Origin of the sequence: Streptomyces minutiscleroticus (assembly GCF_014650875.1) — a bacterium.
GTDB lineage: Bacteria > Actinomycetota > Actinomycetes > Streptomycetales > Streptomycetaceae > Streptomyces > Streptomyces minutiscleroticus.
Map to the genome: position 1 here is coordinate 126108 of NZ_BMVU01000013.1, position 23858 is coordinate 149965.

23 protein-coding genes are annotated in these 23858 nt (G+C 75.0%); 13 read left to right on the forward strand and 10 right to left on the reverse strand.

From position 1 onward, the window contains the following. Nucleotides 1-29: 29 nt before the first annotated feature. Nucleotides 30-785 (reverse strand): MBL fold metallo-hydrolase, encoded by a 756-nt coding sequence (locus tag IE271_RS16005; RefSeq protein ID WP_190190972.1) that lies wholly within the window; start codon nt 783-785, stop codon nt 30-32. Nucleotides 786-902: 117 nt separating this feature from the next. After that, entirely contained in the window at nt 903-1259 is a 357-nt protein-coding gene (locus tag IE271_RS16010; protein WP_190190973.1) for a YkvA family protein, read from the reverse strand. Between the two features lie 192 nt (nt 1260-1451). Between IE271_RS16010 and IE271_RS16015 the strand changes: the two genes are divergently transcribed. The 3 genes from IE271_RS16015 to chvE all read left to right on the forward strand — a co-directional run bounded on the left by IE271_RS16015 (nt 1452) and on the right by chvE (nt 4425). Further along, nucleotides 1452-2654: an FAD-dependent monooxygenase gene (locus IE271_RS16015; protein WP_190190974.1), complete on the forward strand. Its 1203-nt coding sequence runs from the start codon at nt 1452-1454 to the stop codon at nt 2652-2654. A 490-nt stretch (nt 2655-3144) separates the two neighbouring features. Further along, complete coding sequence (locus IE271_RS16020; RefSeq protein ID WP_190190975.1) at nt 3145-3321, forward strand: hypothetical protein; 177 nt, start codon at nt 3145-3147, stop codon at nt 3319-3321. Nucleotides 3322-3327: 6 nt separating this feature from the next. After that, a complete protein-coding gene (gene chvE, locus IE271_RS16025) occupies nt 3328-4425 on the forward strand; it encodes a multiple monosaccharide ABC transporter substrate-binding protein (RefSeq protein ID WP_190190976.1) in 1098 nt (365 codons plus the stop codon). Between the two features lie 88 nt (nt 4426-4513). Here chvE and IE271_RS16030 read toward each other — a convergent pair whose 3' ends face one another. Further along, nucleotides 4514-5179 carry a Tat pathway signal sequence domain protein gene (locus tag IE271_RS16030; RefSeq protein ID WP_190190977.1) on the reverse strand — a complete coding sequence of 222 codons (666 nt, stop codon included), beginning with the start codon at nt 5177-5179 and terminating at the stop codon, nt 4514-4516. An 802-nt stretch (nt 5180-5981) separates the two neighbouring features. On the opposite strand from IE271_RS16030, the gene IE271_RS16035 reads away from it, so the two are divergent. The 3 genes from IE271_RS16035 (at nt 5982) to IE271_RS16045 (ending at nt 8217) form a co-directional block, all read left to right on the forward strand. Continuing rightward, on the forward strand, nt 5982-6647 hold the full coding sequence (locus IE271_RS16035) for a DUF6230 family protein (RefSeq protein WP_190190978.1): 666 nt from the start codon (nt 5982-5984) through the stop codon (nt 6645-6647). Beyond that, a complete protein-coding gene (locus tag IE271_RS16040) occupies nt 6647-7132 on the forward strand; it encodes a DUF6114 domain-containing protein (protein ID WP_190190979.1) in 486 nt (161 codons plus the stop codon). The genes IE271_RS16035 and IE271_RS16040 overlap by 1 nt, the downstream gene beginning before the upstream one ends. A gap of 230 nt (nt 7133-7362) precedes the next feature. Beyond that, nucleotides 7363-8217: an ANTAR domain-containing protein gene (locus IE271_RS16045; RefSeq protein WP_190190980.1), complete on the forward strand. Its 855-nt coding sequence runs from the start codon at nt 7363-7365 to the stop codon at nt 8215-8217. A 173-nt stretch (nt 8218-8390) separates the two neighbouring features. Here IE271_RS16045 and IE271_RS16050 read toward each other — a convergent pair whose 3' ends face one another. Further along, nucleotides 8391-8756, reverse strand: coding sequence for a DUF6479 family protein (locus IE271_RS16050; RefSeq protein WP_190190981.1), 366 nt, complete (start codon nt 8754-8756; stop codon nt 8391-8393). Nucleotides 8757-8992: 236 nt separating this feature from the next. On the opposite strand from IE271_RS16050, the gene IE271_RS16055 reads away from it, so the two are divergent. Together IE271_RS16055 and IE271_RS16060 are read left to right on the forward strand one after the other, a co-directional pair. Then, nucleotides 8993-9787, forward strand: a complete 795-nt coding sequence (locus tag IE271_RS16055) for an RNA polymerase sigma factor SigF (protein ID WP_190190982.1) — start codon at nt 8993-8995, stop codon at nt 9785-9787. A 369-nt stretch (nt 9788-10156) separates the two neighbouring features. Further along, nucleotides 10157-10366 (forward strand): hypothetical protein, encoded by a 210-nt coding sequence (locus IE271_RS16060; RefSeq protein ID WP_190190983.1) that lies wholly within the window; start codon nt 10157-10159, stop codon nt 10364-10366. Nucleotides 10367-10471: 105 nt separating this feature from the next. Here the strand turns inward: IE271_RS16060 and IE271_RS16065 are convergent, their stop codons facing one another. Then, a complete protein-coding gene (locus tag IE271_RS16065; RefSeq protein ID WP_190190984.1) occupies nt 10472-11128 on the reverse strand; it encodes a nucleoside/nucleotide kinase family protein in 657 nt (218 codons plus the stop codon). A gap of 270 nt (nt 11129-11398) precedes the next feature. Further along, nucleotides 11399-13339 (reverse strand): serine/threonine-protein kinase, encoded by a 1941-nt coding sequence (locus IE271_RS42035; RefSeq protein ID WP_229919368.1) that lies wholly within the window; start codon nt 13337-13339, stop codon nt 11399-11401. Nucleotides 13340-13602: 263 nt separating this feature from the next. Between IE271_RS42035 and IE271_RS16075 the strand changes: the two genes are divergently transcribed. Beyond that, nucleotides 13603-14475: a universal stress protein gene (locus IE271_RS16075; RefSeq protein WP_190190985.1), complete on the forward strand. Its 873-nt coding sequence runs from the start codon at nt 13603-13605 to the stop codon at nt 14473-14475. A 30-nt stretch (nt 14476-14505) separates the two neighbouring features. On the opposite strand, the gene IE271_RS16080 is transcribed toward IE271_RS16075, so the two are convergent. Both IE271_RS16080 and IE271_RS16085 read right to left on the reverse strand, forming a co-directional pair. Next, on the reverse strand, nt 14506-15825 hold the full coding sequence (locus tag IE271_RS16080) for a DUF4032 domain-containing protein (protein ID WP_190190986.1): 1320 nt from the start codon (nt 15823-15825) through the stop codon (nt 14506-14508). Nucleotides 15826-16067: 242 nt separating this feature from the next. After that, a complete protein-coding gene (locus IE271_RS16085) occupies nt 16068-17279 on the reverse strand; it encodes an ABC transporter substrate-binding protein (protein ID WP_229919369.1) in 1212 nt (403 codons plus the stop codon). 431 nt (nt 17280-17710) lie between these two features. Between IE271_RS16085 and IE271_RS16090 the strand changes: the two genes are divergently transcribed. Further along, a complete protein-coding gene (locus IE271_RS16090) occupies nt 17711-18496 on the forward strand; it encodes a cache domain-containing protein (protein WP_190190987.1) in 786 nt (261 codons plus the stop codon). Between the two features lie 209 nt (nt 18497-18705). On the opposite strand, the gene IE271_RS16095 is transcribed toward IE271_RS16090, so the two are convergent. Beyond that, on the reverse strand, nt 18706-19572 hold the full coding sequence (locus tag IE271_RS16095) for a Sco1979 family transcriptional regulator (RefSeq protein ID WP_491591078.1): 867 nt from the start codon (nt 19570-19572) through the stop codon (nt 18706-18708). Between the two features lie 249 nt (nt 19573-19821). Between IE271_RS16095 and IE271_RS16100 the strand changes: the two genes are divergently transcribed. Continuing rightward, nucleotides 19822-21222: an NsdA family TPR-like regulatory protein gene (locus tag IE271_RS16100; RefSeq protein WP_190190989.1), complete on the forward strand. Its 1401-nt coding sequence runs from the start codon at nt 19822-19824 to the stop codon at nt 21220-21222. A 140-nt stretch (nt 21223-21362) separates the two neighbouring features. Here IE271_RS16100 and IE271_RS16105 read toward each other — a convergent pair whose 3' ends face one another. Further along, nucleotides 21363-22223, reverse strand: a complete 861-nt coding sequence (locus IE271_RS16105; protein WP_190190990.1) for an SDR family NAD(P)-dependent oxidoreductase — start codon at nt 22221-22223, stop codon at nt 21363-21365. A gap of 143 nt (nt 22224-22366) precedes the next feature. Here IE271_RS16105 and IE271_RS16110 point away from each other — a divergent pair, with 143 nt between their 5' ends. Then, nucleotides 22367-23134, forward strand: coding sequence for an ATP-binding protein (locus IE271_RS16110; protein WP_190190991.1), 768 nt, complete (start codon nt 22367-22369; stop codon nt 23132-23134). 176 nt (nt 23135-23310) lie between these two features. Continuing rightward, on the forward strand, nt 23311-23835 hold the full coding sequence (locus IE271_RS16115; protein ID WP_190190992.1) for a hypothetical protein: 525 nt from the start codon (nt 23311-23313) through the stop codon (nt 23833-23835). Nucleotides 23836-23858: the final 23 nt, after the last annotated feature.

Here is a 23858-nt window from a genome sequence, read left to right on the forward strand (position 1 = left end):
GAGGGCGGCCGCTGTTCCTCCGGCGGCGGTCAGAAGGCGCGTGCGCGGGCCCGGCGCGCCGCCTCGCGGACGGGGCCGCGGCGGAGGGGGCCGTGCCCCGGCAGCAGGGCGTCGCCCTCCAGCGCCTCCAGGGCGTCCAGCGAGGCGAGGGCGCCGGTCCGGTCGTGGTGGAACATGGCCGGCAGCAGCTGCGGCCCGTCGGCGCGGGCGATCGGGTGCCCCGTGACCAGCGCGTCACCGGAGACCACGATCCCGGCCTCCGGGAGGTGGTAGGCGCAGTGGCCCGCCGTGTGGCCGGGCGTGTGCACCGGCACGGGGCGGCCGGGCACGTCCAGCCGGCCGGGGGCCGGGAACGGCTTCGGGGCGCCGACCGGCACGTGCGCCGTGCCGCCGTGCCGCAGGGCGCGCACCGACCAGGGCAGCACACCGGGGCGCCACGCGTTGCGCGCGACCTGCCCGACGGTCACCTGGTGCAGGAAGTCGCGGCGCGCGTGCGGCACCTCGGCCTCGTGCAGGTACACGGGGACGCCGTAGGTGCGCCGCAGGTACTCGGCCGAGCCGAGGTGGTCGTTGTGGGCGTGCGTGATCAGCACGGCCGAGACCGCCTCCGGCGAACGCCCCACCGCCGTCAGCGAGTCGAGCAGCGCCCGCCGGTCCCCGGGGTAGCCGGTGTCGATCAGTGTGACGGCGTCCCCCTCGGTGAGGATCGTCCAGTTGGTGTCGCTGCCGTGCACCAGGTGCACGCCGTCGGCGACGTGCTCGATGTCGGTCCTGTCCGTCCCCATGCGCTGTCCGCCCCTTGTGGTCCCGTCCCGGCGGAACCAGCCAAGCAGACGCCTCCGGCCGCCCGGCAGCCGGTATCCGGCTCCTGGCCCGCCGGCTCGGGAACGGGGTCCGTCGCGTCAGTGGCCGGCGGGGCGCGAGCCCGGCCCGGGGGCGGGAGCGGCGTCCCGGCCGCGGTCCCCGTACCCGCGTCCGGCCGACGGCGGCAGCTTCCCCGGCACGGCGGAGCGCATCGACTTCAGCGCCAGCAGCAGGACGCCGATGTCGTCGAGGTAGACCGGGTCCGGCACCAGGTCCGCGGGGAGCAGCAGATAGGCGACGGCGCCCCAGAACACCCACTTGGGGCCGGTCGGCAGGCCGGCCCGGTCCAGGGTGCGGCGGGTGCGGACCAGCCGGACGAGCACGGCGACCGCCGCCGCGAGGGTCAGCACGGCCAGCACGGCCACGACCACGATCAGGATCGTCAGGTTGTCCATGAGCCCTTCCTCGGCCCGGCGGCATCGTTCGCACGCTCCCCGTGCGTCTTCCCCGCTTCGCCCCCGCCATCCCGCCCCGGCCGCGTACCACCCTTTTCGGGCCGGTGCCCGGCGCGGCGCCGCGCCCGCGGCGCCGCCGCGCTCCTACCCTGTGCTCCCGAACGGTCACCCGGGGCGAACAGTGGGGTGCGTGTGAAGGTCGTCTGTGTCGGCGGCGGGCCCGCCGGCCTGTACCTCTCGATTCTGATGAAGCGCCAGGACCCGGCGCACGACGTCACCGTCCTCGAACGCGACCCGGCCGGCGCGACCTACGGCTGGGGCGTGACCTACTGGGGCGGCCTGCTCGACAGGCTGCGGGCGGGCGACCCCGAGTCGGCGCACGCGGTGGAGGCGGCGTCCGTGCGCTGGCGCGACGGCGTCGCCCACGTCGGCGACCGCACGGCGCGGCACACGGGCGACGAGGGCTTCGGCATCGGCCGCCACCGCCTGCTGGACGTCCTCGCCGACCGGGCCCGCTCCCTGGGCGTACGCGTCGAGCACGGAAGGCCGGTGAGCGGTCCCGCCGACCTGCCCGCCGCCGATCTGGTGGTCGCGGCCGACGGCGTGCACAGCGCCCTGCGCGAGCGGCACGCCGACCGCTTCGGCACCGAGGCCGCCGTCGGCCGCAACCTCTACGTCTGGCTGGGCACCACCAAGGTCCTCGACGCGTTCACCTTCTCCTTCGCCGAGACCCCGCACGGCTGGATCTGGTGCTACGCCTACCGCCACGACGCGGACCGCAGCACCTGCGTCGTGGAGTGCCCCCCGGAGACCTGGACCGGCCTCGGCCTGGACCGCATGTCCCAGGAGGACGGCCTCGCCCTGCTGGAGGGGCTGTTCGCGCGACTGCTGGACGGCCACCGGCTGACCGGGCGGGCGCACGCCGACGGCACCGCCCCGTGGCGCACCTTCCGCACCCTCACCAACCGCACCTGGTCCTACGGCGACCTGGTGCTCATGGGGGACGCCGCCCACACCACGCACTACTCGATCGGCGCGGGCACCACCCTCGCCCTGGAGGACGCCCTCGCCCTGGCCGGGGCGCTGCGCGACGTGCCCGGCCGGGCGGCGGCCCTCGCCGCGTACGAGAGGGAGCGCAAGCGCGCCCTGCTGTCCGCGCAGAGCGCCGCCCGCCACAGCGCCCGCTGGTACGAGGACCTGCCGCGCTACATCGGCCTCGAACCCGGGCGGATGTTCGCCCTGCTCGGCCAGCGCCACTCCCCGCTGCTGCCGTACGTGCCGCCGCGGCTCTACTACCACCTGGACCGGGCGGCCGGCCGGCTGGGCGTGCTGCGCCGGCTCAAGCGCGGCCTGGGGCCGCGGGCCGCCCGCGCCCTGCAGGCCCGGCACGGCTGACCGCCGGAACCGGTCCCGCGCCCCGCACGCCGTCCAGGCCCGGCGCGCCCCGCACGCCCGGCGCGGCCTGCCGCCGGGACCGGGCCGCCGCGGCCCGCGACGTCGCGGGGGCGGGTCCGTGGTGATCACTGGTCGGAGCGGACCCGGCATGTCCGACAGGATCGATGATCTTGCTATACGTCGGTGGTCGAAACAGTTGTGACGAACAGGGCCCAATAGGCCAGTGGCTGGGATACGCTGCCCCGCACCCACGTTCGAGGGCCGCGCGCGTGGGGCCGGTCACCCCGGTACGTACGTGTGCGGAACGTCCGCACGTCCTGCACCGCCGGCCGACGCACGGGACCGTCCGGTCCGCCGCTCCACCACCTCGCCGCGACCCGGCGGGCGAGCCGCACCCGGACACCCCCGGCGCCGTCCGTGTCCCGGCGGCCGCCGGCGGGCCCGCGAGTTCCTCGTGCCCGCCCGGTGCACCGCCCCCCAGCACCTCGCCATGCCGCGCCGCCCCGGCCCGGGCGGCGTGTTCGACCACGCCGAGAACGGGACCCCGCCCGGCCGTCGTGCGCGGGGACGTCTCCGGCCCCGTCCGCGCCTCCAGCACGCGGACGCCGACGTCCTCGCCCGGCCGTGCGGCTCCTTCGAGCTGCGCAGACAGCCTGTCACCGAGTGAGGAACGATGACCATCCGTGCCCGCACCACCGTCGCTGCGGCCCTTTCCGCGCTTGTCTCCCTGTCCCTCGCGTCCTGCGGCACGAGCACCGGAGCCGGCGGCGGGGCGAAGGGGGCGACCGTCGGCCTCGCGATGCCGACCAAGGTCTCGCAGCGGTGGATCGACGACGGCAACAACATGGTCGACGAGCTGAAGCAGTTCGGCTTCGGCGCCACGCTGAAGTACGCGGACAACAAGCCCGAGACGCAGGTCGCGCAGGTGGAGGAGATGATCGACGAGGGGGTGGACGCCCTCGTGATCGCGGCCGTCGACGGCCACTCGCTCACCGGCGTCCTCAAGAAGGCGGCCGGCGCGCACATACCCGTGATCGCCTACGACCGGCTCATCCTCGGCACGCCCCACGTCGACTACTACACGTCCTTCGACAACGAGATGGTCGGCGCGCTCCAGGCCAACTACCTGGCCGAGGAGATCGGGCTGATCAACGGCACCGAGCAGGGCCCGTTCACCGTCGAGCTCTTCGCGGGCTCCGCCGACGACAACAACACGCGCTACTTCTGGAAGGGCGCGATGGACGTGCTGCGGCCCCACATCCAGAACAAGGAGCTCGTCGTGCGGTCCGGGCAGACCGCGCTCGACGACGTCACCACCCTGCGCTGGGACGGCGACGCCGCCGAGAGACGCATGGACGACATCCTCGACGAGCACTACTCCACCGGCCGGGTGGACGCGGTGCTCTCGCCGTACGACGGGATGTCCCTCGGCATCATCAAGGCGCTGAAGGCCCACGGGTACGGCGGCGACGGCAAGCCGCTGCCGCTGATCACCGGCCAGGACGCGGAGGTCCCCTCCGTCCGGTCGATCATCGCGGGGGAGCAGACGCAGACCGTCTACAAGGACACCCGCCAGCTCGCCCTGGTCACCAGCTACATGGTGAACGCCGTCATCCGCGACAAGAAGCCGGTGACCAACGACGGCACCACCTACGACAACGGCGAGAAGGTGGTCCCCGCCTACCTGCTGGACCCGGTCAGCGTCGACAGGTCGAACTACCGCGAGGAGCTCGTCGACTCCGGCTACATCGACCAGAGCGACCTGGACTGACGCACCGGGCGTGCATGGCGGCGGCCGGGCCGCGGCGGGGGGACGGTCCCCGCCGCGGCCCGGCGCCGTGAGAGGCCCGGTGCGGACGTCAGTTGACGAAGACGGACGGGGCGCCGGACTGCGTCGTGTCCTTGACCGGGGCGTACTTCGCGGTGAAGTAGCCGTTGTTGAAGCACAGCGACGAGCCCGAGAACTTCGTGAACTGCTGGTTGGTGAACGTGATGCTGTTGTCGGTGTTGCTCGCCGTGCCGCTCAGGCTCGGTGCCCGGTAGACGCAGGTGATGCTGCCCAGCAGGGTGCGCAGGGAGACGGTGGTCTGGACCGTCGAGCCGGCGGGCGGGGTGATCGTGAGGCTGCCCGCCGAGGTCACGGAGGCCGTGTAGGGCAGGTTGTCGATCCTGATGCTGTTGACCCCGAGCACGCCGACGACGTTGCTGGTGCAGCTGGCGGCGTCGAAGGTGTGGGCGGTGACCGACTCGGTGGCCGTGCCCGGCGCGGTGGGGTTGCCGGTGACGGTGGCGGTGAAGGCCGACGACGAGCAGGAGACGCCGCTCGTGCCGGTGCTGCTGGAGTACAGGGTGGCGTTGGTGCCGGCCGCCAGGGACGCGTTGAGCACGTCACCGGCCGCGACGGCGGTGCCGCCGGGACCGCCGGTGGTGAGCACCGCCGCGTCGGCGGCGGAGGCGGGTACGGCCGCCGGCAGGACGAGTGCGGCGACGGCTCCGGTCAGGGCGAGGACGGTTCGCGTGCGCATGCGGGTGCCTTTCTCGAAGTGGGGGTGGAAAAGGCACGGCCCGTGGCCGCCGCCGGTCCGCCGCGCCTTCTCCGTACGCGACGGACCGGCGGCGGCCGGCACGGTCCCCGGGGGAAGGGAGCCGTGCCGGTGCCGCGTGAGGGTGGAGCGGGGTGCCGTGGCGCGCCGCACGTGCGGGATCTGCCATCGGGAGGGGCGGCTCGGCCGCCGGGGTCCCGTGTGACGGGGATGGTGCCCGGGAGGTGCCGTGCGGCGCGCGACGGGTCCGGCGCCACGGACCCGTGAGTAACTTGAGAAGGTTGTAGACCTCCCGGACGAGCAACGTCAAGGCTGCGTACGGAAGTCGGCGATCGATCAGCGGGCAGGACGCGGACCGCCCGCGCACGCGGTGCGCGGCGGAGGGGTGCAGGCCCGGCGGTCGCCGTGCCGCGGGCCGGACGGGTGCGGGGCGTGGCGCGGAGGGGCGCCGTGGTGCAGGAGCGGGCGTCGCGGACGGGGTCGCGGGGGTGCCGGACCGCGTACGGGTGCCGGTGGCGCGCGTCCGTACGGTGCTGCCGTCCGTCCCGTTCCCGCACGTCGGGCGGGCTGCTCCACCGGGCCCTCACATCTTCGGTGCCGTTTTCGCACAGAGTCCTTGACCCCTGTTGTTTACCGGCGGTAACTTCACGGCGACCGCTGAGGTGTCACGAGAAGCCCTTGCGCTCGCCGGGAGGCGCGAGGAGGCGTGCGCCCCAGTCGCTGTCCGCGCCAGGACAACGCGCCACCGAAGCCCCACCTGTGTCGACCGAGCCAGGGAGCAGACATGGCCTCGTCCCCGGACCTCACCGCGTCCGACGGTCCCACCCCCGACAGACCCGGCGCCGCCTCCGTCCCGGAGCGCCGCGGACGCGTCCGCGCGCGCCGGGCGGCGGTGATGGCGGTACCCGCCACCGTGATCGCCGCCGGCCTCGTGGTCCTCACCGCCCAGGGCGCCCTGGGCGTACAGTTCGCGATCTCCGGAATGCCCTTCACCGTCACCGCCACCGAGCTCGACGGGCAGGGCTTCGAGCAGTTCGGCGGGCTCGACAGCATGGCCGAGGACAGCCCGAACGCCGGTGACACCGGCGGCCAGGTCCTCGTGGTCGTGTCCGCGATCAAGAAGGCGAGCCTCACCAAGCTGTGCCAGAGCGTCGACCTCGGCGGCACCAACCTGCTCATCACCGCGGGCCAGGGGTCGCAGAAGGTGCAGGCCACCAATCTGACCACCGACTCCACCGAGCTGTCGGGCGACGCCGCCTTCGACAACATCGAGATCGGCAACGACGCCGGCACGCTCGACAAGGCCGGCGTCCAGGGCCCCAAGGGCGTCTTCTCCCAGCAGGCCGACACCGTGTACATCAAGAACCTGCGGCAGACCAACTACGCCACCACGGCCGCGGTCTTCAAGCTGCCGGGCCTGAAGCTGCGCTTCAGCGACCAGGGCTGCTGATGTCCGGCGGACGAGGGGCGCGGTCCGCCTTCCGGGACTGGCGGGCCCGCCGGCCGTTCTGGGGCGGGCTGCTGCTCGCCCTCGGCGGAGCGGAGATCCTGCTCACCCTGAAGGCGTCCCTGAAGGTCGTGCTGCACGTCGGCATGCAGGGCCTGGCCGGCTATCTGCTGCCCGTCCTCATGCTGGTCTGCGGCCTGCTGATCCTGTTCAACCCCGCCCAGCGGCTGTTCTACTCGATCTGCGGCGTCCTGCTGTCGCTCGGCACCTGGCTCACCTCGAACCTCGGCGGCTTCCTCGTCGGCCTGCTGCTCGGGGTGGTCGGCAGCTGCCTGGCCTTCGGCTGGCTGCCGGACCAGGAGCCGCGCCGCCGGCGGACGCGCCGGCGGCGCCGCGCCGAGGCGGCCGGGACGCCGCCCGCGGCCTCCGGGCCGGCCCCTTCCGTGGTCTCCCCGGCCGCCCCGGCCTCTTCCCCGGCACTCCCCTGAGCGCGCCGGGCCGGACGGCGGCGCACGCCCGCCGTCCGGCCCGCGCTCCGGGCGACCTGTCCGACCTGTTACTTCTCTGTTCCCTCGCGGCGCACGACGTCCTCTGTGCCCGTTCCGGCCGGGGGCGGCGCGCCTCCCGCGGCACCGCGCCCCTGCGTACCGGCCCCGTCGCCGGGCAGACGGATGCACAACGGGGACGGGGACCAGTGAAACGCGACAGGAGGGCCGGCGTGCCGGAGACGTGGGACGAGGCGGCGGTCAGGGACGAGCGGGACCGTCTGCTGTCCGAGATCCGGCAGCTGCGCGCCCAGGTGCGCTCCCGGCCGCTGATCGCCCAGGCCCAGGGTCTTCTGCAGGAGCGTTACGGCCTTCCGGACGGGGAGACGGCCTTCGCCCTGCTGCAGCGCGTCTCCCAGGAGCACAACGTCAAGCTGCGCACCCTGGTCGGCGCCCTGCTCACCGTGGGGCGCCCGGACCACGACCAGGAGCTGTGGTTCCCCGGGCGCCGCCGGCAGCCCGCGCCGCGCCTGACGTTCGCGCCGCCCGAGGTGTACGACAGCGGCAACCGCGGCGCCGTCCTCGGCGCGGTGCTGCACCACACGCTCACCCTCGCCGGGGCCGAGCGCGGCAAGGTGATGACGGCCGACCGCGCGTCCCGCGGCCTGCGCATCGAGAAGCAGCGCGGCCTCACCCCCGAGTTCCTCGACCACTACGACTTCGTGGGCGACCTGGACTCCGTCTGCATGCTCCCGGTGCGCAGCGGCGGCCAGGTCACGCTCAAGGACGTGGGCGTCGAGCCGTCGTACTCGCCGGCCGAGCTGGGCGTCATGCTCCGGTCCGGCAGCCGGGCCTGGCACGGCGTGCCGCTGCGCGCCGAGTCCGGAGCGGTCCTGGGGACGGTCACGGCCCACTTCGACCACGTCCTGCACGGGCTGCCGACGGTGCGGACGCGCGCCCTGGAGGCCACGGGCGACCAGGCCGGACGCTGGCTGCACTGGTACCACCGCACGGTGCTCCTCGACGCGCTGGAGCGGCTGCACGCGCTGGGCCGCGCCCACCGCGGCAGGCACACCCGGCGCGCCTGACGACCGGGCCGGAACCCCTGAGCGGTCCAGGGCTCCGGGAACGTCCGGGGTTCTCGGAACTCCGAGAACACGGGTGAGGGCGCCGGGTCCGGTGACGCGGTCGGCGGGGCCCGCTCGGGGTGCGGCCGAGGGGGCCCGCGGCAGGGGCGGGTCAGGCCCTGGTCGGAACCCGGTCAGGTGCGGCCGGGGCCTCCGCTGCCGAAGCCGCCGCTGCCCCCGTCCCAGGTGGGCGGGTTCTGGTCGGCGGCGGGACGGGGACCGGGGCGGCCGCCGTGCATCCGGTGCGGGGTCAGCCGGTCGCCGCCGTGCGGCATCTCGGAGGGCTCGCGCCGTTCCCGCGTCTCGCGCACGGGGCCCGACTCGGGCAGGCGCGGCTGGTCCTCGGGGCGCGGCGGCGCCGGCTCCCGGCTCCTGATGCGCCATCCCCACCAGACGGCCGTGATGAGCACGGCCGCGACGACGACGCCGACCAGGAAGGGTGCCAGTCCACCGAAGGGCACGTCGGACGACAGGGCCAGAGGTGCGGCAGTGAGGTTCATTCACCGTGAGTACCCGGGCGGGCCGGGCGAAACCACAGGTCGCCGCGTCGCGCGTGGCTTGCCCTATTTGTTTGAAACATCCCTTTTGGGGGAATCGGAGATAACAGTGCTTCGGACCGGAGGCACGTCCGTGGGAGCTGGTCCGCCAGATCGCGGGTGTGTTTCCCCTCCGTCAGCCGTGCCCCTCCCATGGCCACTGCCCCACCCCGGCATTCCTGAGGGAGGTGCGACGCACCATGCGAGCCACTGTCAGAACGAAGCAGCACCCGCACGACGACGCCCCCGACACGGCCGCCGCGTTCGAACGGCTCTCCGCCCTGTCCGAGGGCCCCGAGCGCCAGGCACTGCGCGACGAGCTCGTCGAGCTGTGGCTGCCGATGGCCGAGCGGATCGCGGCGCGCTACCGAGGCCGCGGCGAGTCCGTCGAGGACCTCGCCCAGGTCGCGGCGCTCGGTCTGGTCAAGGCGGTCGAACGCTACGACCCCGCCCGCGGCTGCGCCTTCGAGAGCTACGCGGTCCCCACCATCACCGGTGAGATCAAACGGCACTTCCGCGACCACATGTGGGTGCTGCACGTACCGCGCCGGGTCCAGGACCTGCGCAACCGCGTACGCGCCGCGGGCAAGGAGCTGTCCCAGACGATCTCCGGCCGCGCCCCGACCGTCGCCGAGATCGCCGCGTACGCGCAGATGACCGAGGACGACGTGCGCACCGGTCTCGAAGCCCTGGACAGCTTCGCAGCGCTGTCGCTCGACGCGGAGCTCCCCGGCAGCGACGACGGCTACGCCCTGGGCGACGCGCTCGGCGAGCCCGACTCCGGCTTCGACCTCGTCATCGACCGCGAGGCGGTGAAACCCTGCCTGCTGGCGCTCCCCGAACGCGAGCGCACCATCCTGTACCTGCGCTACTTCCGCGGCATGACCCAGAGCCGCATCGCCCAGCAGCTCGGCATCTCGCAGATGCACGTCTCGCGACTGCTCAGCGGCTGCTGCGCCAGGCTGCGCGAAGAGGTGCTCGCCGAATCGGTGTGAGGGCCGAGGGGCCAGGGCCGGTGGAGCGCCGAGGGCCCGGGGCCGTGGAGCGGGGGGCGGCCATGGCGGCCGCCCCGGCGCGACGGGCCGGCCGGCGCGGGGTACGACCCGGCCGCGCGGGCGGGGTGAGGTGCTCCGGGTCGCCCGCCCGGCCGCCCGGCGGAGGTGCGCCGTGCTTCGGGCCGGGCGGTCGGGAGGCGGGCTCACTGCCGAACCCTCCCGGAAGCCGACTGCCGACGCGGCGGGCCCAAGACAGTGAGTAACCGGGATCCAATACGTCAAAACGCCGCGACGCGCAAAACGTGGGGCGCCTGTGCCCGGGGCGTGTCCCGCGGACTGACCCGCGGGAGGGCGGGGTACCCGCGGCGCATGAGTGAGAACGCCGAACGCGCCGAGGGGCGCAAGAAGCCAGCGGGGACCGCGACCGACGAGGTCCTCGAGGAACTGAAGGACCTGGGCCGCCAGGAGGACACGGACACCCGGCGGGCCGAGGGCGGCGAGGGCGACCCGATCAGCCCGAGCGTCCCCGCCAACGAGGAGGCGGCCGAGGAGGAGGACCGGACCCCGCACCGGCACTAGGGCCCGCTCCGGGCGGGTGGGGCGGCACGGCCCTGGGGGCGGCGTCATCGGGACGCCGCCCCCAGGGCCGTGGCGCGTGCGCGGCCCGGTCCGTCTCCGGCGCCGCTACGGCACCGGCGGGGCCGGCACGGCGCTCGCCGGTACGAGCAGGTCAGCGCGGCCGGCCGTCGAGGCGACCAGGTCGGCGTTGCGCTGGTCGGTGCCGTGCGCCCAGGCCACCGCCGCGTCGCGGTCCTTGCCGAACCGCTCGTGCCGGGCGACCAGGCGGCGCAGCCGCTCCTCCTCGTCGGGCCTGCAGAACCACACCTCGTCCAGCAGGGGGCGGACGCGCGCCCAGTCGCCGCGGTCGACGAGCAGGTAGTTGCCCTCCGTGACGACGAGCCGCGCGGCGGGCGGCACCGGGATCGCGCCGGCGAGCGGCTGCTCCAGCTCCCTCTCGAAGGCGGGCGCGTACACGACGCCGTCGCCGTCGGCCTCCTCGCGCAGCCGCCGCAGCAGCGCGGCGTACCCCGCCGCGTCGAAGGTGTCGGGCGCGCCCTTGCGGTCCCGGCGCCCGAGCCGCTCCAGTTCGGCGTCGGCGAGGTGGAAGCCGTCCATCGGCACGTGCGCCACCCACGGGTCGCCGGCGCCGTTCAGCTCGCGCACCAGGTGCTCGGCGAGCGTGGACTTCCCCGCTCCCGGGCTGCCGGCGATGCCGAGGACCGCGCGGCGGCCGGGCCGTACGAGCGCGGCCGCCCGCCGCAGGAGGTCGTCGAAGGTCATCGGCGTGCCCCCTCCGGCGCGGTGCGCCCGGCGGCGTCCGGGGGCGCGGCGGGTGCGCCGGGCGCGGAGGCTACGGCGGCTGCAACGGGTACGGCGGGGGCGGGGGACACGTACAGCGGACTCTCCTCGCGTTCGTACGGCGGCCGCCGCCGTACGGGACGTGCGACGGTGCGGCGTGCCACGGTGTGCACGCGAGCATGCCATGCGCGGACCGGGCCGCGGCCCGCGGCTCCTTTGCCCGTGCGCGCCGCCCCGCCGTCCCGGGGCGTCTCAGGGCGCGGGCTCCCGGAAGGAGCGGAGGACGGTGTCCAGCGCCCGCCGGTTGCCCGGGGTGTCCCACTCCTCGGCCGCGGCGGTCCACCGCAGGGAGAAGCCCCGGCCGCCGCCGAGGAGGCAGCCGCGCCCGAACGTGCGGTCGCGGGCGCCGCCGGCGGCGGAGAGCCACTCCATGTCGGCGGCGGGGCGGCCGCGGTACCGCACGGCGCGGATGTCCCCCACGCGCGCGTACCCGGCGGTTTTGGCGCGCAGGGACGGTTCGAGCTCCGCCCACACGTCCACGGGGTCCGGGCCGAGCCGGGTGCTGTAGGTGACCGTCAGGGTGCGCCGATCGCCGCCCGCCCCGAGGACGACGCGGTACGAGACCTGCGGGGAGCCGCGGGTGGAGAGGGGCGCGAAGTCCTCGGGCACCTCGACGGAGAACCCCTGCGGGGCCTCGTAGCGCCGGAAGCCCGGCGGGGGGTCCTCGCCGGTGGGTGTCGCCGGGGCGGCGGGGGACGGACTCGTCCCGGCGGGGGAGGAGGCGCCCTCCTGCGGGGCGGAAGGCGGCGCGGTGCCGCCCGTGTCCGGCCCGGAGGAGGCGTCTCCCGGCCCTGAGGACGGTACGGAGCCGGGCGCCGGCAGCGAGGCGGAAGAGGAGGACGCGGCCGAGGAGGTCTCGCCGGCGCCGGGCCCGCCGGTCGCCGCCAGCACGCCGGCCGACACGGCGGTGGCGGCCAGCGCGCAGGCCAGAGCGGCCTTCCGGCCGTCGGGGAACCGCGGCGCGGGCGCCCCCGCGGGCCGCCGGGCGAACCTCCCCGCACCTGGAGTACCGGGTCTTGCGGTCTCCGGCGGGCCGGTCCTCGCGGTCTCCGGTGAACCGGCTCTCGCGGTCCCTGGCGGTCCGGTCCTCGCGTTCCCCGGTGAACCGGCTCTCCGTACGGTCCGGCGCCCTGCCGGGCCGCCCGGTCCGGCCGGTCCGGCCGCCTCCCCGTCCGGGACCCCGGCGACGACGCGTGCGAGGACCCCGCGCACCACCTCCTCCGTCACCCGCTCCCGGGGGTCCTCCCGCAGCAGGCCCTGGACGGCCAGTTCCAGCAGGCCGGGGTGGTGCGGGGCGGGCTCCGGGAGGTGCCGCGCCGTCCGGTGCGCTGCGTCGGGCCGCCCTCGGCCGCGGTGCGGCGGGCGCCCCTCGACCATCGTGTGCAGCAGGGCCCCGACGGCCCACAGGTCGCACTCCGGACCGGCGCGCTCCGCGCGGTCCTGCTCCGGTGCCGCGTAGGAGGGGGCCGTGACCCGCCGCGCGGGCACCGGTCCCACCACGCCGAACCCGGTCACCGTGACCTCGTCCCGCTCGTCCACGAAGACCTGCCCGGGACTGAGGTCGCCGTGCGTGACGCCCTCGCGGTGGGCCGCGCCGAGGACGTCGAGGAGGCGCAGGGCGATGCGCGCCGCCCGGACGTGCTCCAACGGGCCCCGCTCGTCGAGCAGTCGGTACAGCGGGACCCCCGCGGGCGCCGCGATCACCGTCCACAGGGTGCCGCGCCGCTCGAAGACGTCGACGACGGCGGCCACCCGCCCGGGGCGGACCCGTTCCACGGCCGCCGTGTCCCGCAGCACCCGGCCGGCGGTCCGGCCGACGGCACCACCGTGGTCCCGGCCGCGCCGGTCGTCCTGACCGCTCTGGCCGCCCCGACCGCCCAGGTCGCCTCTCCGGTGCTCCTGGTCGTCCCGGCGGTCCTGCCCGGGCCCGGCGCCGTCGTCCTCGTCCGGGAGGGCCGGCAGCCGCGCCCCCGTGACGTACACCCGGCGCCCGGACCCGGTCTCCTCCCCGTACCGTCCCGCCCGGCCGCCCTCCCGGTGGACGGCTCCGGACAGGCGGTAGCGGCCGGCGAGCAGGTCGGCGGCGCGGATTCGTGCCTCGATCATGGTCACACCCCGCAGCAGTGGTGACATGGATCTCTCCCCGTTGATACGGGGAGGGGGCGGGGGAGCGTTCAAGCCTCCCGTGCGGGAGTCCCGGACCTTTCCGCCGACGCCCCTCGCTCCGGCCCGGCCCGGATCGTGGCGGCGGGGGGCGTCGGCAGCGGCGGCGGCCGATGCGGGCGTACGGGAGGCCGCGGCCCCGGGTGACGCCGCCCGCGGCATAGGCTGATCGCGCGACGCCGCCGACCCGGCGGGCGACACGCCGGCACAGCGACAGAACGGAGAGGCGCCCTATGCCCCGCCCCATCACCGTGGGAGTGGACGGAACAGCCGAGAGCCGGGCGGCCGCCGCCTGGGCCGCGCGCGAGGCCGTCCGCCGCGAACTGCCGCTGCGCGTGGTGCACGCCTGGCAGCACCAGCCGCACGACGTCGTCGACACCGGCGACCACGGGACGCAGCGGCGCTGGGCGCTCGACGCGCTGGAGGAGACCGCGTCCGGCCTGACGGACCGTCACACCGGCCTGCGGGTCACCGCGGAGCTGCTGGAAGGCGCCCCGGTCGAGTCGCTGGTCGACGCCGGGGACGGGGCGGCGGCGCTCGTCCTCGGCTCGCGCGGCCACGGCGCCGTGATGGGCTTCCTGCTCGGCTCCGTCGGGCAGCAGGTGGTCGCGGAGGCCGGCACCCCCGTCGTGCTCGTGCGCGCCGGCGACCGCGCCGGGGCCGAGGCGGGGGGCCGGGAGGTCGTCGTCGGCCAGCAGGGCGGCCCGGAGGACAGCGCGGCGGCCCTGGAATTCGCCTTCGAGACGGCGGCGGCGCGCGGCGCGGGCGTCCTCGCGGTACGGGCCTGGAGCCTGCCGCCGGTCTTCGCGTTCAGCCCCGCCTCGCTCAAGCTCCTCGACGACGCGGGCGGCCTCGAACCGTACGAGCGGCAGTCCCTGGCCAAGGCGCTGGAGCCGTGGCGCGAGCGGTTCCCGGAGGTGCCGGTGACCCAGCACGTCGAGATGGGCAGCGCGGGCGAGGTGCTGCTGTCCCTGGCGCCCCGCGCCCAGCTGACGGTGGTCGGCCGGCGGGCCCGCCGCTCGGCCGTGGGGTCGCGGATCGGCTCGGTGGCCCACGCCGTCATGCACCACGCGACGTCCCCCGTGGCCGTCGTGCCGCCGGCCTGATCCAAGGGTCCCGGCCCTCCGGCCCCGGATTCAGTCCGCGGATTCCGGCTCCGGATCGTCTCCGGTCCCGTCCCCGTCTCCGGTCCCGTCCCCGTCCATGGGCCCGGTCCCGTCTCCGGTCCCGTCCCCGGGCGGCAGCGGTCCGCGGACCTTCGGCAGGACGGTGGCGATGTAGTCCTTCACCACCGTGTCCTGGTCGATGTCGTGCTGGGCGCGCTCGGCCAGGTACCAACGGTGTTCGAGCAGTTCGTGGTACAGCTCGGCCGGGTCCATGGAGCCGCGCAGCTCCTTGGGGACCAGCCGCACGGTGGGCCGGAACACCTCGCGCACCCAGCGGTGCGCGAGGACCTCGGGCCGGGCAGTCAGGGGGTCGCCGGGCGCGTAGTCGTCCTGGGTGGCCATCCAGCGCTCCAGGTCGTTGAGGAGGCGGCGGGCCTGGTTCTCCTCGGCGTCCAGGCCCGTGAGCCGCAGCAGCTGCCGCTGGTGGTGGCCGGCGTCCACGACCTTGGGCACGAAGGTGACGGTGTCACCGTTGGGCGAGTGACCGATCTGCATCTCGGCGACGTCGAAGCCGAGGTCGTTCAGGCGCCGGATGCGGCGGTCGATGTAGTGGTGCTTGCCCGCCGGGTAGACGGAGGTGCGGGTCAGCTCCCGCCACAGGCCGTCGTAGCGGCGGCAGATCTCCTCGCCGAACGCGATCGCGTCCACGGAGGGGTGCAGCGCGCCCGACGCCTCCAGGTCCAGCAGCTCACCGCTGATGTTCACGCGGGCCAGCTCCAGGTCGTACTCCCGCTGCCCCTGGCTGAGCCGCGGGTGCAGGTCGCCGGTCTCGGCGTCGACGAGGTACGCGGCGTAGGCGCCCGCGTCGCGCCGGAACAGTGTGTTCGACAGCGAGCAGTCGCCCCAGGCGAACCCGGCCAGGTGCAGCCGCACCAGCAGCACGGCGAGGGCGTCCATCAGCCGGTGCATCGTCGCCGGGCGCAGGGTGGTCTCGAACATCGACCGGTAGGGCATCGACCCGTTGAGGTGCCGGGTGATCAGCACGGGCTCCAGCGGCCCGCCGTCCTCGCCGGTCCGCCCGGTGACCACGGCCAGCGGGTCCACCGCGGGGATGCGCAGCCGGTGCAGGGAGCGCAGCAGCTCGTACTCGCGCACGGCCGGCCGCTCGGCGAGCTCCTTGACCGCCACGACCTCGTCCCCGGCGCGGGCGTAGCGCACCACGTGCCGGGAGATGCCGCGCGGCAGCGGCACCAGGTACCGGTCCGGCCACTCCTCCAGGGGCAGCTGCCAGGGCAGGTCGAGCAGGAGCGCCGGATGCTCCGGATTGGTCGCACTGATCTGCAACGCCATGGCCCGCCCTCGCCTCGTGGTCGATCACACGGTCACACTGTCCGGAAGCATCTCCGCATCCGGACGGGTTCCACGTCAACCACGGTGTACGCGGGCGCCGATCGCAAGGTGCGCCCGCGCGGACGGTCGGGGCACCCCGTACGGACGGTCAGGGCACCCCGAACAGGAGGAAAGGGCACACCGTGCGCGTGCACCGGGCGCACGGTGTGTCGGGACCGTCGGCGGACGGCGGACGGACGGGGTCAGCCCTTGATCTCCGTCCAGGCCTGCACCCACTTCGAGTAGGGCACGCACTTGATGTCCGTGCGGCCGTCGAGGCACTGCTCGATGGGCGTCGTCCACACGGCGATGTCGGCCCAGAAGTTCTCGTCGGTGGCGTGGTAGGTGTCGCAGAACGCCGGGTCGCTGGTCAGGTCGCACGACTTGACGTTCGCCGGGGCCTCGCCGTACCACTCGGCGACCTCGGCGTTCACCTCCGGGGAGATGATCCAGTCCATCCACTTGTAGGCGCAGTTGGGGTGCTTGGCCTTGGCCGACAGCATCCACGTGTCGGACCAGCCGGTCGCGCCCTCCTGCGGCAGGACCGCGTCCACCTTGGCACCCTCGGCCTGTGTGAGGTTCTTGATGACCTCCCAGGTGGTGCCGACGACCGAGTCGCCCGACTTGAAGGCGGAGACCTCCTTCAGGTAGTCGCTCCAGTACTCGCCCACGTTCGCGTTCTGCTCCTCCAGCAGCTCGACCGCGGCCTTGAACTGGTTCTCGTCCAGGGCGTAGGGGTTGTCGATGCCGAGGCCCGGCTGCGTCTCGCGCAGGTACAGGGCCGCGTCCGCGATGTAGATCGGCGAGTCGTACGCGGTGACCCTGCCCTTGTACTTCGATGCCTCGTCGAAGACCGCGGACCAGGAGTCCGGGGCGGGCTTGACCTTCTCGGTGTTGTACATGAGCAGGTTGGCGCCGCGGCCGTGGGGGATGCCGTACGCCGTGCCCTCGTAGGAGTTCCAGTCCTGCTGCAGCAGGCCGATGAAGACGTCCTGGTAGTTGGGCACCAGGTCGGTGTTGACGGGGGCGGCGTCGCCGGAGGCTATGAGGCGCAGGGAGGCGTCGCCGGAGGCGGAGACCGCGTCGTACCGGCCGGTCTTCATCAGCTTGACCATCTCGTCGGAGCTGGCCGCCACCTTGGTCTCGACCTGGCAGCCGGTCTTCTCCTCGAACGGTGTGACCCAGTCGGCCTCGGGGTCGTTGGTGCCGTCCTCGACGTAGCCGGCCCAGGCGATCAGGTTGACCTGGCCCTCGCTCTCGCCGAGCTCCGTCCTGGCCGTGAGGTCCGGCGGGTTCAGGCCCGACACCGACGAGGAGCCGGTCCCGTCGGACGAACCGCAGGCGGTGACGGACAGCAGGGCGCCGGTAGCGACGGCGACCTTGAATAACCTGCTCAGACGCACGGAGATCTCCACGAGGGTATGGGGGGTGGGGGGACGGGGAAGCGGCGGGCGGACGCAGGGACACCGGGGGTCCGCGGACCGGCCTCGCGGGACGACGGCGATCCGCGAGACGGTGCCACGGGGGCCGGGCACGGGCCCCACGGGTCACGGTGGGCCCCGGTCCGGATTCCGGATCCGCTGCGGGCAGCCTGACGCCCCCAGCACATACGTCCGCCACGGACGCGGATGGCGCATCCCGGGCGGACGGTGTGCGGGACAGCGTACGGAGAGTGTGGATCTCCGGCAACTGCCAAGAGCACGTGCCAAGTTGAGGGGGGGTGCGAGATGCGCCGGGGCGCTGTCGCATATACGGTCGGGACCATGTTCGACTCGCCGTCGCGCGGTCCGTCCGCGCTCCGCCCCCGCCCGGCCCCCCGCCCGTTCCGGTTCGCGGGAGTGCGGCCATGAGCCGGAGCACGGCGGTGGCCGGGGCGGCGACACTCGACGGGACGGCGGAGGTGACGGAGGAGACCGTCGCCGCGCACGTGCGCGGCACGCTGGAGGCCGTGTTCGCCTCGGTGGCCGAGACGCGCGCGGAGACGACGGCGCTGCTCGGCCGGATCGCGCGCGAGGGCCGCCCGCCCACGACCGCGGACCTGCGGGCGCTGCGGCCGGGCCTCGAGGACCGCCTCACCCGGCCCGACCTGGTCTCGGGGGTGGGCTTCGTCGCGCTGCCCGGCTTACTGGGCGACGTCCCGGCGTGGCTGGAGTGGTGGCAGTCCGGCGCGGACGGCGGGACACGGCCGCTGCTCCTGGACCTCGACCCGCGGCAGTCCGCGTACTCCGACTACACGCACTGGGACTGGTTCGCGCTGCCCCGCGACACCGGGGAGCGGGCGGTCGCCGGACCGTACGTGGACTACCTCTGCTCCGACGAGTACAGCCTGACCCTGTCCGCCCCGGTCACCGTCGCCGGGCGCTTCGCGGGGGTCGCCGCCGCCGACGTCTACCTGCGCCACTTCGAGGCCGCCGTGCTCCCGCTCCTGCAGCGCCTGCCGGGCCCCGCCCACCTGGTCAACGCCCGCGGTCGGGTCGCCGCCTCCGCGGACCCCGCCCACCTCGCGGGCTCCCTCACCAAGGGACCCGACTTCGCCGCCCTGCTCGCCGGCCGCCGCCCCGCCCGGGACCGCGGCCGCCGCCTCGTGCCCTGCGACGACCTCCCGCTCGTCCTCGTGGTCGCCGACCGCTGACCCGGGCCGTGGGGAGCGCCGCCGGACACGGTGTCATCACCCGCCTCACGTGGCGAAAGCACGCGCACGGGGTGCCCGGCCGCGCGGGCGCGGTGACGGGCCGGGTGTGGAACGCGTGAAGGAAGAAGAAGGGAACAGTGTGACATTGTGGTGGTTCGGAGGCGCGACGGTGTGACAGTGCGAAGATTGCCGGCCCGTCCCGCGCGCGGTCACAGCTCCGCGCGCAGTTCCTCCAGGATCTCCCGGGTCCGGTCGGCCGGTTCCGCCTGCACGGACATCCGGTCCATGACGTCGAGGTAGGGCACGACGTCGGCGGGCCGGTCGATGTAGACGGCGCCGGCCAGACTCTCCAGGTAGACGACGTCGGGGAGTTCGGAGAAGCCGAAGCGGAAGTGGTGGAACGGGCCGAAGGCGCCGGGATGGGCGCCGACGGCGAACCGCATGATCCGGATGTGCACCCCGGGCAGGCCGAGCGCCTCGGACAGCCGGTCGATCTGCGCCCGCATCACCGCGGCGCCGCCGACCGGCCGGCGCAGCACCCCCTCCTCCAGGACGGCCAGGACGGTGGGCGCCCCGGGTCCGGCGAGCAGGTCCTGGCGCCTGAGCCGCAGGGCGACGCGGCGCTCGATCTCCTCGTCGGAGTCGTGGGGGAAGCCTGCGCGCAGCAGCGCGGCGGCGTAGTCGTGGGTCTGCAGGAGCCCCGGGACGTAGTGGGGCTCGTAGAGGCGGATGGCGTCCGCCTCGCTCTCCAGGCTCACGTAGGCGCTGAACCACTCGGGCAGCACGTCGCGGTACTTGTACCACCAGCCGGGCTTGTTGGCCTCCCTCGCCATGGAGAGGAAGTCCTCGGCCTCCGCCGCCGGCACGCCGTAGACGCGCAGCAGCTCCCGCACGTACGGGATGCGCAGGCCGACCTCGGCCTTCTCGATCCGGCGGACCGTCAGAGGGGTCACCTCGATGGCCCGCGACGCCTCCTCGAAGGAGACTCCGGCCTGCTGGCGCAGATGGCGGAGCCGCTTTCCGAGGACCATGCGCAAGACGGTGGGGGCGCTGCCGCCCGAGCGTGTCCCGCTCACGTCCCACCTCCCGGTACGGCGGTCACAGCGTGCAGTGTGCCATGCCGCGGCTGACACGGGCAGGGTGCCGGGGATCGTTCTGAAATTATCAGAACGTGGCTTGCGGGCCCCGTCCGCCGACGGCCATAGTGATCAAGTGACCTGCCGCACCCTCCCACCGGCCCCCGATCGTGCCTGGTGGCACGGCATCTGACGGAGCGACAGGTCCGGGCTCTTCCGCACGACCACCGCGAGACCTGGACGGCCAGCGTGACCGACGGACAACCGAGGAGTTCCAAGAACCCCGCCGGGGCCAACAAGGCACTGGCCGCCGCACTCAAGGACGCCGGCTGCTCCTACGCCTCGCTCGCCCTGCGGGTCAACGAGCTCGGCCGCAACCAGGGCGTGGACACCGCGTACGACAAGGCGTCCGTCACCCGCTGGCTGCAGGGCCAGCAGCCCAGGGGGACCGCCCCGCAGCTGATCGCGGCGGTGCTGTCCGAACGGCTCGGCCGCGAACTGTCCCCCGCGGACCTCGGGTTCGCCCCCGAGCCGCAGCGCCCGGTCGCGGGCCGGGCCCTCGTCTACGGCGACGACGTGGCGGAGACCCTGCACATCCTGGCCGAACTGGGCTCCGCGGACATCTCCCGCCGCGGCCTGCCCGGCACGGTCCCCTTCGTCGCGGGCGCCCTCACGGCGCCGCAGCGGGACTGGCTGCTGTGGCTCCTCGACCACCAGGACGCGCCGCGCGAGGAGGTGCCGGCCGACGGCGGGCCGGTCGAGCAGGTGCACGCGATGATCGGCATGTTCGACCGGATGGACAACCACTACGGCGGCGGCGGGGTGCGCACCAGCATCGTGCACTACCTGTCCACCGAGGTGATCCCCATGCTCCGGCGGCGCGGCACGGCGGCCCCGGTGCGCCGCCGGCTGTTCGCCGCGGCGGCCCGGCTGGCCGCGATGGCCGGCTGGAGCTCGTACGACGCGGGGGAGTACGGCCTGGCGCAGCGCTACATGGTCCAGGGGCTGCGGCTGTGCGCCGAGGGGCTCGACCGGGTCCTCGGCGGGCAGATCCTGGCCGGCCTCTCCCACCTGGCGACCTGCCTCGGCCGCCCCGACGAGGGGGTGGCGCTCGCCCGGGCCGGGCTGGCCACCGCCAAGGGCGCGGGCAGTCCGCTCGGGCTGATGCGGCTGTACGCGATGTCGGCGCGCGGCCACGCGGCGCAGGGCCGCGCCGCCGAGGCCACCGAGGCCCTGCGGCTGGCCGAACGGCACCTGGAGGCGAGCCGGGGCGCCGAGCAGGAGTCCGCCTGGGTGCGCTACCTCGACCACCACTACCTGCAGGCCGAGTCCGCGCTCTGCTTCCGCGACCTCGGCCTCGGCGCGCAGGCGGAGCGCACCGCGAGCGAGTCCCTGCGCGCCAACGCCGACCGGCGCAGGCGCCAGGCGATCAGCCGCTCCGTGCTCGCCACGGCGCACCTGCAGCAGAACCGGCTCGACGAGGCGATCGGCGCCGCCACCGAGGCCCTCGACACCCTGGGCTCCGTCCACAGCGAACGCTCGGTCCAGGCGCTGCGGGACTTCCGGGCGCGGCTGCGGCCCGTCCGGCACGAGCCCCTGGTGCGGGAGTTCGAGCGCCGGTCCCTGCCGGTGCTGGGGACGGCCGCGTGACGGCGGGCCGCACGCGCGGCGGCCGCGCGGCCCGCCGGGCGTACGGCGAGTGCGCGGCGGGTGACCGTACGGGGCGGGTGCCGGGGCGCCGGGCGGCGCGGGCCGGGCGCGGGGCTCGGTAGCCACCGGGTGACGGGGGCTCAGTAGCCGTCGGGCGACGGGGCGTTCTGGGCCCGGTCGACGGGCAGGTGCGCCCCGGAGATCCCGCTGGACCAGTCGGAGAGCAGGAACGCCACGACCCGGGCCACCTCCTGCGGCGCGACCGGCTCCCCGGCCGGCAGCTCCGCCGCGGCGAACGCGGCGTACGCCTCGGGCTCCTCGCGGCGCATCCGGTCCCAGCGCCGGCCGGGGATCAGCATGGAGCCGGGCGAGACGGCGTTGACCCGGATCCCGTCGGGGCCGAGCTCCCGGGCCAGCGAGGCGGCGAGATGGATCTGGGCCGCCTTCGCCGTCCCGTACTGCGCGTACGGGCCCGGCTTCCAGCCGGAGATCGAGGAGACGAGCACGACGGAGCCGCCGCCCGCCGCGCGCAGGTGCGGCACGGCCGCCCGCACCAGCCGCACCGCGTGGTGGACGTTGAGCTCCCAGGCCGCCGCCCAGTCGTCGGCGCCGGACTCCTCCAGGCCGCGGCCGCGCGACCCGCCCGCGCAGGCCACCACGCCGTCCAGCCCGCTGAAACGTTTCGCCGCAGCCGCGACGAAGTCCTCCAGGCGCTCCGGCTCCGTGAGGTCGAGCGCCCGGGTCAGCAGCCGGTCCGGTTCCGGCCCGCCCAGCGCCGCCCGCAGCGCCCGCAGATCCCCCTCGCCGCGCGCGCAGGTGGCGACGCGGACGCCCTCGCCGGCCAGCAGCCGCACGATCTCCCGGCCGAGCCCCCGCGTCCCGCCGGTGATCAGTACGCGCTTGCCGGCGAGGCCGGCGGTGCCGCCCGCACCGTCGGCGCCGTGCGGTCCCGCGGAACCGCGTGGGTGCCGATTCCCCTGGTCACCGCTCGTATTGCTCACGCGTTCGAACCTACACGCACCGCCACTACGGAGCCGCAACCGAACAACCCCCGTACCCCCTGGTGCCCGCCCCGGCCGCCCGGTTGGCTGCAGGAGCAGCCACCCCGACCGTTCCCCACCCGTGCTGCGCCGAAGGAGGACCGATGACGGCACCCGGAGCCCACCACCGGCCCTCGCCCTCGCGCACCCCCCGGCCGCACGGCGCGGACGACCGCCCGCCGCGCGGCTCCGGCGCGCCTTCGCCGTACGGCGCGGACGACCGCCCGCCGCACGGCCCGGACGGGCGCGCGGCGCGCGGCGGGGACGAGGGCCGGGGCGCCGGGACGCGGCGGCCGGGGGGAACCGGCCCGGACGGGTCCGCCGCGCCGTCCGCCGCGGGGCGGGACGGTGCCGTCCTGTGCACCGCGGTCGCCGCCTGCCCCTCCCAGGCCGCGTTCGTCCGGCGCAGGGTCGCCGCGTACCTCACGTGCCTGGGCGCCGACCCCGGACGGCGGGACGACGCCGTCCTCGCCGCGGACGAGCTCTTCGCCAACGCGGTCCGGCACGGCGGCGCCGGGCCCGACGACACGGTCACCGTCGTCGTCGAGCGCACCGGCGACGCGCTGCGGGTGACGGTCGCCGACCGCTCGCCCCTCCTCCCGTGCCCCCGCCGCGCGGACGCCGCCGACGAGCGCGGACGCGGCCTCGCCATCGTGGCCGCCCTCGCCGACGACTGGGGGATCTCCCCGCCGGAGACCGGAGGGACGGGCAAGCGGGTCTGGTTCACGCTGGGGCTGCGCGAGCCCGGCCGGGACGCGGCCGCGGGAGCCCGTGCGGAGGAGGAGCCGGGCCGCCCAGCCGCACCCGGGCCGGCGCGTGCCGCGGCGGACGCGTGGGGGCCGTCGCCCGGTACGCCGTACGGTGCACTGTGACGTGATGTGCGACACGTGGGGAAATATCGCCGCGGGCCCTCGGGGGCGGTTCTGGCTGGGCACGGCTTGATCGTTGATCATTCGCGGGAAATGCCCTGGCCAGCGCGTGTTCCGCCCATTTGACACGTCCTCTCGCGCACGGATAGGACTCAGCTTCTGAAGTCGAGAGGTGGAACGTGTACGAGCCGAATGTGGTCGGGGACTGGCAGGAGTACGACGACGAGCATGCCGGCCTGCGTGTCCGCGTCCACGGCCTGGAGAAGGCGGAGCCGCCCCGGGGGCGCGAGGAGGCGGCCGAGGGGCTGGCCTACTTCAGGTTCCGCGTGACGGTGGAGAACCGCACCGGCCGGCGCTTCGGTGTCCACTTCGAGGACGGGCAGGTCGACGTGCGCACGGGTGCGGACGGCGAGGCCGCGTTCCTCGACTGGCGGAACTCGCAGTTCATCGAGGGCTTCGACCTCTACCCGCTGCGCCGGGTCACGTCCGTGCTGTACGCCGCGGCGGCGGACGACTCCCTGGGCCAGGTGGACGTCCAGATCCAGCTCAAGGTCGACGAGGAGTGGACCGAGCGGTACCTGTGGGCGGGCGGCGTCGACCTGTGCCCCACGGCCGCCGGAGCCCGTCAGGAAGGGCTCAGGGACAGCCTCGCGGCCCAGGTCAGCAGCTTCCTGAGCGGGGAGGCGGAGCAGGGGCCGAACTGACCGGCCCCCTCTCCCGCGCCCGC